Here is a 13328-nt window from a genome sequence, read left to right on the forward strand (position 1 = left end):
CACCGCATTTGGCTTCATCGGGTCGGATGGTATGATCGTCGGGCCGACCGAATTCGAGAATGTCGATGGTTGGTTGAGATTATCCGCGAGCTGTCACCAAAGGGCGATGATCATGGAAGCGGCGCCGGGTTCACAGGTTGCTGACCACTACGCGCGAGGCACCCTGCTCGCAGACATCCGTGACGGTCTTGCCGCCATGGGGAAGACCGAAAGCACAGTCACGGCCGAGGACCTCTCGCCGGTGGACGAGTTTCACATTGGCGGCCGCGCCGTCACGGAAGAGTTGGCAGGGCAACTTGCGCTTACTGCCAAGGATCGAGTGCTCGACATCGGCTGCGGCCTGGGCGGACCGGCGCGACAGATCGCTGCGCGCTACGACTGCCAGGTGAACGGCGTGGATCTCACTCGCGACTACGTCGAAGCCGGCAATGTGCTCTCCAGTTGGCTGCATCTCGATGAGCGCGTCTCATTGCAGCAGGGCGATGCTTTAGCGCTGCCCTTCGCAGGTGGACCGTTCACCGCCGCTTACATGTTGCACGTCGGGATGAACATTGCCGACAAGGGCGCTCTGTTTTCGGAGGTTGCGCGCGTCCTGCGGGCGGGGGCGCGTTTCGGTGTCTTCGACGTCAAGCGTACCGGAACCGGCGAGCTGTCTTATCCGCTGCCATGGGCGAGTACGGCAGACACCAACGCGCTCGCTGCGCCGGAACAGTACCGCGACGCGCTTTCCGCGGCAGGGTTCGAGATATTGTCGGAACGCGAGCGGCGCGATGTTGCGCTTGACCATTTCGCGAGGCAGCGCGCCCAGGCGGCCACAGAGCAGGCAGTACTGGGGATCCAGACACTCATGGGAGCGCGGCGGCCACAGATGGTCCGAAATATGGTCGAAAGTATTTCAGCGGGCCAGATTGCACCGGTCGAGATTATTGCCCGAAGACGGTGATGCCTGAGTTCGATCGTTGGCTCACGCTGCTTCGGGCCAGACTTTCAACGAACGAGCCCTGCCCTGGCGCCGTCCGCTTAGCTGAGCAGCAGAGCTGACCTCAACGGCCGCAAGGCGGCGCAAAAACGCCGTTCAATTCAGGATGGTAACCCTGGGCTTGCACACAACGCATTAAGCGAACCAGGCGGCGTCGAAACCTTTCAGGAATGACGCCGTCGCATGCGAAGCAGTTGGCGATAGCCGCGCTAGGCCATCTTCAAGCCATCGCGCACTAAGCGATGCGTCTGATATCGAAAAGCCGAGTCGTGCCAGTCGGCGGCGCTGACCAGTCGCCGACCGAACAAGGCGGTCGCGACTTCAAAATGGGATGCCTGCTCTTCCCGGCCATCCAAGCATCGCAGCATGTGGCCAAGGCGCCGGCGCTGGCCCGTGGTCAAGCGGGCGTCGGGAAGGTGCTGCCTGTGGATCGAGCGGATGAACCGCTCGATGGCTTGCAGCCGGTCCTGCGCCATTTCGTCCAGCGGTATGATGGCGGCGAGCGGTTCGTCTGGCTTCGTGTCGCCAAGAAGCGCCAGTTGCATACCGCCCGGCGACGAACGCACGTGAAGGCCGACCTCGTCATGCCAGCCCGCGGCCAGTTGGACGTCGGAGGCGCTGCCCTGACCCGTGCGCAGGCCCCGCGGAAGCGCGACAAGGTTAACGACCCCAGGGTTGATCTGAGGCGCCCAATAGACGGGTTGCTCCACCGCGGACTGGTCAGGCCGGGCGGCGAAACTGCAAACCCCAGCGCTTGCGTAATGCGCGCATCGCCTTAGCCGAGCGTGAGGTCGCGAAGTCCTGCTGATATTGCGGATTGCGTCGCAGGAATTCCCAGGCAATCTCATCGGCGGTTGCGCCTTTGACGAATGCATATGCCTGTGGGTCACGCCACTGCGATGTATCCGGCTTCATCCGCATCCTTCCCTTCTCGAGGATTTGATAGGGGGACGCGGCGTTAAGCGAAATCCTTGGATTCCGTCATTGACGAATGGACGAGGAGAGACCTCGGCGACGAGCGATCAGGCAGGGGCCTAGCGAGGCTTATTGGCTTGCGCACTGCAGTATTTTGAATGTGTTCGTCCAGCTGCGATAGGCCTCGTCATCACCTTGGCTCCACGCACTCAAGGCGCGCCAGGCCGCGAAGGATGATGCGGACTGCTCGAACAGCGAGCCGATCAATTGGTCGCCGGCGGGCCAGCCGGCAGGCTGGTCGCTGACCGCCTCAAGGCGGGCAAGGGCGCGGCATGCAAGGCCGTGATGGTGGCGGGTTGCGCCGCGGTGTAGCTTCCCTGCCCGCTCTGGCGCGCAAGCGGCACGGTGCGCCGCCGTCGCTCTCGGCGACACTCTGCTTCGGCGACGTCTGCACGCACCGGCCTGTGCTCCTCTCTTTCCCTCATCAATCCGTCGCCCAAAACTCCGCCCTTCTCGGCCTCTCCATCGGGAGAGCCCACTGCTCGCCCGACCAATGTGAAAAGGGCGTACAAAGTGGAGGCACCGAAATGTCCGTAAGCGCAAACAGGTCAGTTCGGTGCCGGAGCAGGTTCGTGGCCCTGAGACCGGTTCAACAGGGCGGCCGAAGGAGCATCAGCATAGCGCCGCCGTAAGGCGGGATGCGGGACCGACAGCCCCCGGCGAAGGGCGCCATATGAGACGACCAGTCCGGTTCTGCAACACTGGGCTCGATGTGATTGATACCAAATGAAATCACGCGAGAAGTGCCGCGGACTCGTGCGTCAATAAGCCAATTTCTGGATGCTGAGGGCGCCGGCAGGGCGCCAGGTGTCCATGGCATGCTAGCGGGGGCTGACACTTCCGACTTCGCTGCAAGGGGTGAGTGGTTGAGGCTGGCGTATTTGGCTTGGATCCTGCCAGAACGACTGCTTTTTGTCGTTTATCGTCTCGCCAGCAGGACGCACCGCTTCCAGTGGCCGCACCCAAATCCGGGAGATCCACCCGATCGGGATCAGGAGTGAAGGCATGGTTATCGATGTGGAAAACAGAACCTGGTCATGGGCTCTCGCCCATTGGACAGACCCCAACGTCGCCGAGCCCCATTGTTGGTTCTAGAAAACCGTTCTGCCTTTGCAACTAGCGACAGCAGAGGCCAATCACGGTTCCATACTTTCCAATCGCCGAGCCCGAGGCTCCTTCGGGCTCGGCATCCAGTCCTATGGGGACACGGCACCGTCCTGCTTCCTTGATGCTTTGCCTTCCCTTAAAATCCCTATCGGACAAGAGAGGAGTTCCGCCGTGAGCGAAGATGCCTTCAACATGTCGATCCGCAAGTTCCTGAAGGAAGTCGGCGTCACCTCCCAGCGCAAGATCGAGGAGACGGTGCGCGAAGGGCAAATCGGCGGCAAGAAGTTGAAGGTCCGCATGACTCTGACGGCGGAAGGCACTGATCTCACCCACGTGGTGGACGGCGAGATCGAACTTCCATGAGAGCGGCGAAGTCGTCCGGCCGAACAGACAGCGTTTGCAGCGGCGCGGCCTCCATCAGTCAACCCCGGTTCTATGGGATAGGAAGAGGGGCGGCCGAGGTCCCATATACGCGCCCCTGACGCGGCGTTTCGCTCCGGCACGTATTCATCGCAAGCCGCGCTTGACGAGGAGTCCTTTCGCACGCCTCACAAGAGGTTGGCGTTGCTGATCTTTGGCCCAGTCATCCATGACGGCGCTGTGGGCACGTCCTCGATCACGCCAACCTTGCGGGCCCAAGTCGTAAAGGCCTTGTGTGCGGCCTCGACTGGTTTGCGACCGTCATAAGCCGAGTAGCACGCTTCGCAGGCCGCCGCGTGAAGCAGACCACGTCTCTCCACAGGCCATTCTTCCAAAAACTCAATGGCATCCATTAGGCAGTCGATCTTTTGGATATAGCCATTCTCCCCTACGAAAACCGGCTGCTTGAAAACACCACCGTCCATAGTGACCTCCCGTCAAGAACTGACCCCATTGGTCGTTTCCGCAGATGCAACGGTAATATTCAAACACCTGCACCCTCGGCTGGAGACCAAGAGAAAAGATTGGAAGGAGTTCTTTTCGGTTCAAGAGGAGCCGCGAGCCTCACCAGCAGCACCTGAATGCCACAGCGAGCATCGATGGCAGGCCCTACTGTGGCGGTTGCTAAGAGCGAACGACCAGGGGAACCAGGCCCTCGTGCCGTTCGCCTAGATAGCAGACGACGCGGTCGCCGACGCGCTGGAAATTCAGGTCGACCTTCGCCTCGCCCACGGCTAAGTGCCGGATGACGATGTTGTCGATGCCTATTGGCAACCGCGGGCGATCGACATTGATCTCGCGCTTCCAACCGTCGATGCGGATCCCCAGGCAGGCCTGCAGCATCATAAACGCGGAACCGGCCGACCATGCCTGCGGCAGACAAGCGACGGGATAGGCAATCGGCGCATCACCGATCGCCCGCGTAAAGCCGCAGAACAGCTCCGGAAGCCGCATATTGAACCGGACCGCCGCCTCGAACATGCTGCTCATAAGCTTCACGACGCTGGTGCGCTCCTGGTAACGGGCTAGCCCGGCGGCACAGATCGCCGTGTCATGCGGCCAGATCGAGCCGTTATGATAAGACATCGGATTGAACGGAATCTCGTCGTCGGCCAAGGTGCGAACGCCCCAACCGCTGTGCAGATGCCCCGACAGCAACTGCTCGGCGATTGATTTCGCGCGTTCTGCCGAGGGCAGCCCAACATAGAGCAGGTGACCCGCGTTGGAGGCGCGCACCGCGCATTGCCTGTCTTCTCCATCGATCGCCAAAGCGTAGAAATCGCGATCCGGCATCCAGAACCGAGCCTCCACTGCGCTGCGTATCTTTTCCGCCATAGCGCTCCAGTGCGCCGCCTTGGCGGCGTCTCCGCGCTTGGCTGCCAAGGCGGCCATGCCTTGATAGGCTGCGAAGACGTAGCCTTGCACCTCGACCAGCGCGATCGGACCTCGAGGTATTTTACCGTCGGCATGGAAAATGGCGTCGGCGCTGTCCTTCCAGCCCTGGTTGAAGAGACCCGTGTCCGCTGCCCTGTTATAGGTCACGAAACCGTCGCTGTTGCGGGCGCCGACTTCCTCCATCCACCCGATTGCTGCGCACAGTGAATCCCACATGCGGTCGACGAACTCGTCATCGCCCGTGCGATCGGCATAGGACCAAGCCAGGTAGACATAGAGTGGAGTGGTGTCGACGCCGCCATAGTAGCGGCCGAACGGCAGCTCGCGCAGCACAGCCATTTCCCCTTTGCGCGTTTCATGCATGATCTTGCCGGGCTCGGCATCGTCGAACAAAGAGGTCTCCGTCGATTGATAGCGGGCAAGGAACGCCAGCACGCCGCGGGCAAGCTCGGGGTTGAGCCAAAGCATTTGTAAGGCGGAAATGACGCCGTCGCGGCCGAAGGCAGTCGAGAACCAGGGAATACCGGCGTACGGATATGGCCCGGTTTCCAGATCGGTGGTCAGCAGGGCAATGTCGGCACGTGTGCGCGTGAGCCAGTCATTGAACACGCGGCCGGAGCTGAAAACAGTGGCGCCCTGTCGACGCTTTGAGCGCATTGCAAATCGCGCTCGCGCCGCGGCGGCGCGGAACCGATCACTGGACGGGATTTCTTCGTTCTGACCGACTTCCAGATACAGCGCCTTTCTGTCGTGCCTCCCCACCAGAATGAGAAACTCTGCATGATGGGGATGGATCTGGTCGGGCCTCATCGAAAACGCGATGACGGATTGGCGCGCCACATTGTCGAGGCCCTCGTAGCGAAATGTCACGCCTGACTCGCCGACCAAGGCGTCATGTGCACGACCGCGCCGGCTGCGCGTGGTGCCGCGCACCTCGAACATGTCACGGAAATCGGCATCGAAGTCGAACCGGACCGGCAGCAACACCTCACGCGCGGAGTAATTCGTGAAAGTGACACGCTCGTACATGCGGTCATGCCAGATGAATCTGGTCCGCTCGATGTGCACGACCCCAGGCAGCGTTTCACTACCGTCGGGCCCGATGGTGGCCAAATTCGTGAGATTGGCGGTGAATAGGATGTTGTCCTGCGACAGCGAGGCTCCGAGCAGCGACGGCATGCGGCCACCTATGAACAGCCGGAAACGCGACAGCACTCGCGTATCGTCGCGGAAAAGCCCGTCGCCGCTGCCGCGTATGTCGCCATAGCTGTCCGCGACGACGAAGCAGTCTTCATGCTTCAGCGCAAATTGCCTATGCGGCTCGCGCGGGGCCGATTCATCGAGCGCGGGGAGAGCGACCGCTGGATTAAGCTTGCGTTCTTCGACTTCGATGCTCATCTCAACCCTCCCGGTTCAGACGGCCGATGCTGGCGCCATCCCATATGCCTGCGCCCGACCATCTCCTATCAACAGTATCTCGCATCAATGCTGCGATGCCCATGATCTCGAAGAGCGTCATTGAAATCTTGGCGGATATTCGACGAAGCTTCCGCTGCTCGACCTGATCAATGCGGCGGGAACCCGGCGATTCTAATTGCCAACTCGTCTCAAGCGATGCTGTTAAAAAGTGCTGGCTATCCCAGCCGCGTTTTCGGCAGACCCGTTTCGCGAGCCGAGCGGAAATTGCTCGTCGCGCGCCAGCAGGCGGTAGATCCCCAAATAGTCGGTGCACATGCGCCCGACCGTGAATCGCCTTTCAAAAGTTTTCCGCACACGTGCGCGATCGAGACTGCCTATCCGCCGCACAGCTTCGACGGCTTCGTCAATGCTTTCCACTATCAGTCCGGACACGCCATGATCGATGACCTCCGGAACGGCTCCGCGGTTGAACGCAACCACCGGGGTACCGCAGGCCATCGCCTCGATCGTCACGAGGCCGAATGGCTCCGGCCAATCGATCGGGAACAGCAGCGCTGTCGCGTTGCCCAAAAATTCCGCCTTCTCACACTCATCAATCTCGCCAATGAACTCGACATTCGAATGCCGAAGCACCTGAGGTTCGACCCTGTCGCTCCAAAACGACTGGTCCACTGCGTCGATTTTGGCTGCGATCTTCAGCGGCATTCCGGCGCGCGCGGCGATTTCTATCGCGGCCTCCGGTCCCTTTTCGGGTGAGATGCGGCCGAGGAACGCGAGGTATCCAGCGGCTTTCGGCCGGAATGGCAGGAGATTGTTCGGCAGGCCGTGATAGATCGTTCCAAGCCAGTTGACCGGCGGCATGGGCCGGCGCTGGTCGTCCGAAATCGAGACCAGTGGAATGTCGTTGAACATCGCGTAAAGCTGCGCCAGGTCCGGAAGGTCGAGTCGGCCATGAAGCGTGGTAACGGTTCGCTGCGCGAACTCTCGAATTATCGGGAAATGGAGAACGTCGACGTGGAAATGCAGCACGTCGAATTCATTCGCCCGTCTGCGAACCTCTTCAAGCATCATGACATGGTAAGGAATGGGATTCTGTGCTTTCGGATTCAGGCGCAGTGCAACGTCGCAACATGCCACCAGTTCGGCCGAAGTACGTGAATCGCCGCTGGCGAACAACGTCACGTCATGGCCCCTTCGAACCAGCTCTTCCGTCAAATAGGAAACGATGCGCTCGGTCCCGCCATAGAGCTTGGGTGGCACGGACTCAGTCAGGGGGGCGATCTGGGCAATCTTCATGCGCTGGGATCCTGGAACGAAAGCAGGCCTTCGACGAAACCGGCTCGGGAGGCGTCAGTCCTTCTCCCGCGTAGTCGCGAACTTTCGAACTGCTAATTTGTTCCCGGTATCAATCACTTCGCCGTGGCATTATACAAACTGGGTAAGGGCGCGCCATCTGGCTATGAACTGCCAGACGGGCAAGCCTGTTGGCGACCATGGCGGCAATCGAGGCGATGGTGATGCAGTGCGGCTTTAGTTCGAATTTCTAACCGCCCTGCTTTCAGGCGCGTGATTGTTCCCGGGCCAAATCCGAGGAGCCGCGCAATTTCCCGCGAACTCGATAATGGCCCCACGGGTGATCTTTCGTCATCTGGCGACAAGGTCTTGGGGAAACGCTTAACCCCCGCTTCTTAAGCTTCTATTTCCTTTCGATCGAAAGGTTCGGCATGAAACCTTTTGCGGGTCATCCGGTCCATGTCGGTGCATGCCTTCCCAATTAGTCGAGAGCTTCCCGCCGTTCGAATCGTTGCGAACGCAATTGCTCGCCTTCCGAGTGACGAGGCGGCTACGCTCTGGCGGGAAACTGCTACGCATCTGCTCTCAGTCGCGACCGAACGCGGCCAGAACGCCAACGATGCGCGCGCTGGGGTCCGTCGCTTCTTCGACGCCGTTCAGGCGGCCTTGCTCTGCAGCGTGCCCGCCTAGCCCCTGCCTCGCCGGCCCGGCCCCCGACCGGAGAATCAGGCTGCCTTCCGCGATCGCACCAGGAGCTGAACTACAGTCGCGTGCCATTCATCATTCATTCATAATATCAGCAGATTCTCACAAGCGGGCATGCTGATGCTCCTCAACTGCAACACCAGACTATAGGAGGCTGCGCATTCGGGCGGTGGCGAAACAGACAGGCGGGGGGAGGAGGACTGATCAAAATGTCGAATAAAGAAACCGGAACATCCCCTTCGCTCGGGATGCGTGTCGCCGATCTGAGAACAAGGATGCGGGACGCCAGGATCACCGAGCATGAGATTAAAATTTTCCAGAAGGTCGCGGCCATTATGGGGCGCGGCGAAGGCTCCTTACGCATTGACGCGGACGATTTGATCGCCACGTCCTTTCTTACCGAGACGATGGGCGAGCCGACACTGAACTGACAGCTCAGGTACTCCAGGTTAGAAGCGGAGAGCCTTCGCAATGGTGCGCCTTCGTTATGGGCGTTGCCGTCGGCGTGGGCTTCGCCATCGTCCACGCCTTCGCGGCTAGATCAGAGTGGGCGCATGCCGCGGATCCGGTGACGCAGGAGAAAAAGCGCGATTTTGCTCCACTCCTTACCGCCTATCAAGCTACATGTCGCTCTGCTAATATAAAAATGCCGCAGCATCGCGCGGTGGCTGGGAGGATCCAAGTGCCAAGCCGCTGGACCATTCTTGCCGTTTTGTTTGTCGCCCGTGCCGCCTTCGCCTTTCAATTTGGCAGTGTGGGGGCTGTAGCGCCGCAGCTTCGCCAGAGCCTCGGTGCGAGCCTGGCTGACATCGGCATCCTTGTCGGAATCTACTTTGCGCCGGGCGTCCTGCTTGCCTTCCCCGCTGGTACGATCGGACATCGCTATGGCGACAAGGCGACGGTCCTCGCCGCACTCCTAGCGATGCTGACTGGCGAATTGCTGATGACCTCGTCGGCATCATGGAGCGTGCAAATCGCAGGCCGACTCATTGCGGGCACTGGCGGCATTCTCTTGAGCGTTCTGATGACCAAGATGGTCGCCGACTGGTTTGCCGGCCGGGAAATCGCAACCGCGATGGCCATTTTCGTCAACTCGTGGCCGGTAGGCATCGCAATTTCGCTCATGCTCTTGCCATGGATCGGAGCGAGGTTCGGCCTTCCTGCCGTCAACCTTGCCGTCGCAGGGTGGATCATGATCGGCTTCGGCCTGATGGCGTTTTTCTACCGCGCGCCCGAGGCGGTTGTCTCCGTTGGTGGTGAACCAGGCAGTGTGACCTCGGAAATGGTCTATGCGGTGATTGCCGCTAGCTCGATCTGGTGTCTCTACAATCTCGGTTTGGTGATGATCTTCAGTTTCGGCCCAACGATGCTCCGTCGAGCGAGGCTGGTCCATGGCTGCAGCTGGATCAACGATCAGCATCGTCCTCTGGCTCACGGCGCTTTCGGTTCCCTTAGGAGGCTTGCTCGCTGATCTGACCAAACGCGGCGAAGCTATCATCGTCGTAGGCTGCATCGGCTTTGCGTTGCTGACGGTTCTCCTGTCGCGAAGCGGCCAGGTGCTTCCTGCCGTCATTGCCGTTGGGACCATTTGCGGCCTGCCGGCCGGCGCCATTATGAGCCTACCCGCGCGCGTGCTCGAGCCGAAGACGCGGGCGATCGGAATGGGAATTTTCTATACGGCTTTCTATGCCGGGAGCCCGGTTGGGTCCGCGATCGGGGGAACGCTCTCCACGTCGCTCGGCTCCGCGAGCGCCGCGCTCGACTTCGGCGCCGTCATGCTCCTGGTTTGCCCAGCCATTCTGTGGGTATTCCACCGTGTCGTTGCTGGCCAAAATCCGCCGGCCATACCCTTGATGTAAACAACGGATGGCGTATGAGGCGCTTCACCAATGACCGGGATCACAATTCGCTTGGCTCAGCCCGGCGATGAAGTGGCGCTGCAAAGTCTCCTTGTCCGGCATACGGATAGCTCCCTTTACCTGCGCTAAATTAGAGCCGTCACCCCCGCCGCTTCTGGCCCGAGGGGCAGCTCCGCTCGAGCGAAGTCGATCGACGGCTCGTACGCCCTCCAGATGGCAGAGACATAAGCTTCCGTTGCCCGGTGGAGAAATTGGCCCAGGCGGATTTCGGAAACTTCGGGAGGCTGCTTGTAGAAAGCCGACCTGCATTGCCCTTATCCTGCGGCTCGGTGGGCGATCTCATAATCCCGTCCGGTGGGTCCAGTCTCGGGACATTCGGTCGCCTGAGCCGTGACTCGACGCGACGCAACTCGTTTGCCGTAAATTGGCGGCGTGATCGGCTCGTGACTGGGCGCGTGACAGCACCGTCAAAACGGCCAGTTTCGCACAGCCGAAGCGTGCAGGCCAAGAAAACTGGCAACCGACGGCGGCCGTTTGAGGCCCCATTCGAGCGCCTGCCGGCTGAACCTAGCCATCCTGCTCCTGCGGTAGGCCGTCGGTCAGATCGTAAAAATCGGACTTCGAGCCGACGAAAATATGCTTGGCAAGGCGCAGGCCGGTCGGTCGGTCAAGGGTTCCGGCTGCGACGAAGGTTTCAATGCCCGGAGCCGCCTTCCAGAATAGATTACCACCGCAGCGCGAACAGAAGCCCCGCTCGACGTCATCTGACGAGCGGTACCAACTGAGAGTCGATGACGCTAGCAGTCGGAGATCTTCCGAACGACAGGCCGCCATAGCCGCGAAGTTGCCGCTGGTGCGGGCGCATTGGGTGCAGTGACAGGCTATAGGCTGTGCAAGCTCGCCCGCTATTTCGTAACGCACAGACCCGCATAGACAACGACCCGATGACATGGAGACCTTACCCGCAGAGGAAGATATTGTTCCATGAAGTTGCAAGCCACTAGAGCGTTGAGCTGAAGTAGCGGCCAGAGTCTAGGCGTCTTCTGAATCCGCTCGCGGCCACGGCGAAGGGCTTCAGATATGCAAATCGCACACCGCCGCTCGACCAGCGTGGGGTTGCTGGTCAGCCAAATCGCTCCGCTCCAAAATGCGCACAAAGTAGCTGATCAGGCGGCGGAGATCGGATCTTCGTCGATTATCTGCGCAACCAGCGCGGCGCAACGGCAATCATGCCTTATAGCGCCTGCATTAGGTGAGCTTTGTGCGGCATTCCTGGGTGCGGACCATCCCGGAAAAGGGGAGCACAAGCAGATTGTGGGAAGATGCCCGTCGGCTTCGGCCGGCGGGTTCTTCTTTGGACGGAACCTAAAACCCGGACACGCATTCCCCTTCCATGTTCAAGGACAAAGAAACCCTTGTTGTCGAAACGTGTTTGCTTGTAGCCATTCCAGTGTCGATAGGCATGGCCGTGCTCTCGGCTGCCCTGTTCCACTGACGAGTACCCGGACAACGGGCTGGCGGCAAATGCCATCCACCTCGATAAAGAAAACAGAATACGATCCGGCAAGCAGGGTCCTCTCGGTGTGGTTCGTGGCCAGCGGCAAGCGCTACGATTTTGAGGAGGTGCCGCCCGAGACATATGCGGCGTTCCGGTCGGCATTCGTCAAAGGTCGCTATTTCAACGACCACATTCGCAATCACTTCCGGTATCGACCTATTTCGGACTAAGCGTCCATCTCAAGCGGCTTTTGCCCGGGCTGTTCGTGCCATATGACTTGGCGCAGGTCTCTCCGGTCCACCATCTGCCCGCAGGTCTCGCGGCGGTAGGTATCGGGCGTGGGAGGTGCACCCGGCTGGTCGTGCATGGTGAACGAGAAGGAGGGCCGAGTTCGGAGAGCTTGGTCATTTGGAAAGCTTCTCGACGGTCTTGACGATTGCCGCTGATATCGCCTCAGCCTCGTTAAGTAGCGACGGGCCGTAATGACCGTTCACTTGGTCTTCGCTCGGCAGAACGCCAGGCGGGCAATGCTCCTCGATCGTCGCCCTGATCAGCTGGAGCACGACGCGGCAGTCCATGTCGTTCATCCGGCTGGTCATTTGGAGAAATCCCGCGCCACGGGCTCGGCCAGACTGATCTCGAAGACACTGTTCTCTTCCTCGTCGACGACCCGGAACCAATGCTCCTGCAAGGCTCTCGGTGAGATTGGCGCGCCGGCCACGTGCTCGGCCGCCTTTATTGGCTCGTCGACATCCACAGTTTGCGCTGAGACGACCTCTTCGCCGCACAGCTCTTCGACCTGATATCGAGGCATCTTGTCACCGCCGCCCGAAGGCTTTCGCCACGCGTTCGAGCGTTTCGCGGTCATTGCCGTGCTTCTTGATCAACTCGCATATCTGCTGCGGCGTCAGCGCGACCTTCTGGGCGAAATGCTCCACCTCATCGTCTTCCTCGGCGGAAACCCGATCGCGTTCGCGGAAGTCGCGCTTGCTCTTGTCGTCCACCATGTCGGTTTCTCCTGACTGGCAGAAACACCCACGTTGCCCTCTTGTTCCACCTCTTTAGCCGGTGCTTGTCGCTGGGTCGGGAACATAGTGGAGTGTGCGTGCTTCATGACTCGATGAGCACACGCGGTATCAACTTCGTCGACCGATGGATGGCAGAGCACCTGCCGAACGCGATCACTGATGATCCGGTCGCCGTGAGCGACCTGGCGGACGAACTGATGAAAGCTGCCGAACAAGCAGGCATCCCGGCCGCCGAGATCACCGAGGAAATCGACAGTGTCTTTGAAGTGATTTTCGAAGCGATCGAGCACCAAAGGCCGCTTGGCGCCATCGGCTTACGGGTCAGTCGATAGAGGTGATGGATTTCCGCCAAGGTAGATATCGAGTTTAGCGCCCGCACATTGGTATCACTCCATGTCGGGCACATCGCCGCTCACAAACAAAGTGTTTGGCGGGCCGTAGTCCCCAAGCGCCGGATCGGCATCCCGGCTCCAGGCGATGACGCCAACGTGTTTGCCAGCCAGTGCTTTGGCGGTACGGATCGCCCGTTCTTCGCTTTGCTCATCGGCCGGGCCGTACATCGGAAATAGCTCGCCGTCGTCGCCGCGGTCGAATGCGACCACAACAATCAGCTTCGGCTTTTTCTGCCCAGGAAGGACGTCGTTGGACAT

19 protein-coding genes are annotated in these 13328 nt (G+C 60.2%); 9 read left to right on the forward strand and 10 right to left on the reverse strand.

Annotated elements, in window-relative coordinates:
* Positions 1-31 precede the first annotated feature (31 nt).
* Positions 32-943, forward strand: a complete 912-nt coding sequence (locus LB526_RS18785; protein ID WP_224629113.1) for a class I SAM-dependent methyltransferase — start codon at positions 32-34, stop codon at positions 941-943.
* A 245-nt stretch (positions 944-1188) separates the two neighbouring features.
* Here LB526_RS18785 and LB526_RS18790 read toward each other — a convergent pair whose 3' ends face one another.
* Together LB526_RS18790 and LB526_RS18795 are read right to left on the reverse strand one after the other, a co-directional pair.
* Positions 1189-1689 (reverse strand): DUF2285 domain-containing protein, encoded by a 501-nt coding sequence (locus tag LB526_RS18790; protein WP_224629114.1) that lies wholly within the window; start codon positions 1687-1689, stop codon positions 1189-1191.
* A 10-nt stretch (positions 1690-1699) separates the two neighbouring features.
* Complete coding sequence (locus LB526_RS18795; RefSeq protein ID WP_224532386.1) at positions 1700-1894, reverse strand: transcriptional regulator domain-containing protein; 195 nt, start codon at positions 1892-1894, stop codon at positions 1700-1702.
* Between the two features lie 1338 nt (positions 1895-3232).
* Here LB526_RS18795 and LB526_RS18800 point away from each other — a divergent pair.
* Positions 3233-3424 carry a DUF6494 family protein gene (locus LB526_RS18800; protein WP_224629115.1) on the forward strand — a complete coding sequence of 64 codons (192 nt, stop codon included), beginning with the start codon at positions 3233-3235 and terminating at the stop codon, positions 3422-3424.
* 185 nt (positions 3425-3609) lie between these two features.
* Here LB526_RS18800 and LB526_RS18805 read toward each other — a convergent pair whose 3' ends face one another.
* From LB526_RS18805 to LB526_RS18815, 3 genes are all read right to left on the reverse strand, one after another.
* The gene (locus LB526_RS18805; protein WP_224629116.1) at positions 3610-3906 is read right to left on the reverse strand and encodes a DUF982 domain-containing protein; all 297 of its coding nucleotides are present in this window, start codon (positions 3904-3906) and stop codon (positions 3610-3612) included.
* Positions 3907-4105: 199 nt separating this feature from the next.
* On the reverse strand, positions 4106-6274 hold the full coding sequence (locus LB526_RS18810) for an amylo-alpha-1,6-glucosidase (RefSeq protein WP_224629117.1): 2169 nt from the start codon (positions 6272-6274) through the stop codon (positions 4106-4108).
* A gap of 222 nt (positions 6275-6496) precedes the next feature.
* Positions 6497-7591: a glycosyltransferase family 4 protein gene (locus tag LB526_RS18815; RefSeq protein WP_224629118.1), complete on the reverse strand. Its 1095-nt coding sequence runs from the start codon at positions 7589-7591 to the stop codon at positions 6497-6499.
* 456 nt (positions 7592-8047) lie between these two features.
* Between LB526_RS18815 and LB526_RS18820 the strand changes: the two genes are divergently transcribed.
* The 4 genes from LB526_RS18820 (at position 8048) to LB526_RS18835 (ending at position 10152) form a co-directional block, all read left to right on the forward strand.
* Positions 8048-8278, forward strand: coding sequence for a DUF6074 family protein (locus LB526_RS18820; protein WP_224629119.1), 231 nt, complete (start codon positions 8048-8050; stop codon positions 8276-8278).
* Between the two features lie 224 nt (positions 8279-8502).
* Positions 8503-8724, forward strand: a complete 222-nt coding sequence (locus LB526_RS18825) for a hypothetical protein (RefSeq protein ID WP_224629120.1) — start codon at positions 8503-8505, stop codon at positions 8722-8724.
* A 56-nt stretch (positions 8725-8780) separates the two neighbouring features.
* Complete coding sequence (locus LB526_RS18830; RefSeq protein WP_224629121.1) at positions 8781-9764, forward strand: MFS transporter; 984 nt, start codon at positions 8781-8783, stop codon at positions 9762-9764.
* On the forward strand, positions 9685-10152 hold the full coding sequence (locus LB526_RS18835; protein ID WP_224629122.1) for an MFS transporter: 468 nt from the start codon (positions 9685-9687) through the stop codon (positions 10150-10152). Before LB526_RS18830 ends, LB526_RS18835 begins: the two co-directional genes overlap by 80 nt.
* A 567-nt stretch (positions 10153-10719) precedes the next feature.
* On the opposite strand, the gene LB526_RS18840 is transcribed toward LB526_RS18835, so the two are convergent.
* On the reverse strand, positions 10720-11103 hold the full coding sequence (locus LB526_RS18840) for a GFA family protein (RefSeq protein WP_224629123.1): 384 nt from the start codon (positions 11101-11103) through the stop codon (positions 10720-10722).
* Positions 11104-11336: 233 nt separating this feature from the next.
* On the opposite strand from LB526_RS18840, the gene LB526_RS29815 reads away from it, so the two are divergent.
* On the forward strand, positions 11337-11408 hold the full coding sequence (locus LB526_RS29815) for a hypothetical protein (protein WP_411967822.1): 72 nt from the start codon (positions 11337-11339) through the stop codon (positions 11406-11408).
* Between the two features lie 268 nt (positions 11409-11676).
* On the forward strand, positions 11677-11880 hold the full coding sequence (locus LB526_RS18845; RefSeq protein ID WP_224606009.1) for a KTSC domain-containing protein: 204 nt from the start codon (positions 11677-11679) through the stop codon (positions 11878-11880).
* 174 nt (positions 11881-12054) lie between these two features.
* On the opposite strand, the gene LB526_RS18850 is transcribed toward LB526_RS18845, so the two are convergent.
* The 3 genes from LB526_RS18850 to LB526_RS18860 are packed head-to-tail and all read right to left on the reverse strand — an operon-like array spanning position 12055 to position 12657.
* Positions 12055-12249, reverse strand: a complete 195-nt coding sequence (locus tag LB526_RS18850) for a hypothetical protein (RefSeq protein WP_224606006.1) — start codon at positions 12247-12249, stop codon at positions 12055-12057.
* Positions 12246-12518, reverse strand: coding sequence for a hypothetical protein (locus LB526_RS18855; RefSeq protein WP_224629124.1), 273 nt, complete (start codon positions 12516-12518; stop codon positions 12246-12248). The genes LB526_RS18850 and LB526_RS18855 overlap by 4 nt, the downstream gene beginning before the upstream one ends.
* Positions 12469-12657 carry a DUF3606 domain-containing protein gene (locus LB526_RS18860; RefSeq protein ID WP_224629125.1) on the reverse strand — a complete coding sequence of 63 codons (189 nt, stop codon included), beginning with the start codon at positions 12655-12657 and terminating at the stop codon, positions 12469-12471. Before LB526_RS18860 ends, LB526_RS18855 begins: the two co-directional genes overlap by 50 nt.
* Positions 12658-12755: 98 nt before the next feature.
* Here LB526_RS18860 and LB526_RS18865 point away from each other — a divergent pair, with 98 nt between their 5' ends.
* On the forward strand, positions 12756-13010 hold the full coding sequence (locus LB526_RS18865) for a hypothetical protein (protein ID WP_224605999.1): 255 nt from the start codon (positions 12756-12758) through the stop codon (positions 13008-13010).
* A 54-nt stretch (positions 13011-13064) separates the two neighbouring features.
* On the opposite strand, the gene LB526_RS18870 is transcribed toward LB526_RS18865, so the two are convergent.
* Entirely contained in the window at positions 13065-13328 is a 264-nt protein-coding gene (locus LB526_RS18870) for a hypothetical protein (RefSeq protein WP_224629126.1), read from the reverse strand.

This window comes from Mesorhizobium sp. CA6 (genome assembly GCF_020165035.1).
GTDB lineage: Bacteria > Pseudomonadota > Alphaproteobacteria > Rhizobiales > Rhizobiaceae > Mesorhizobium.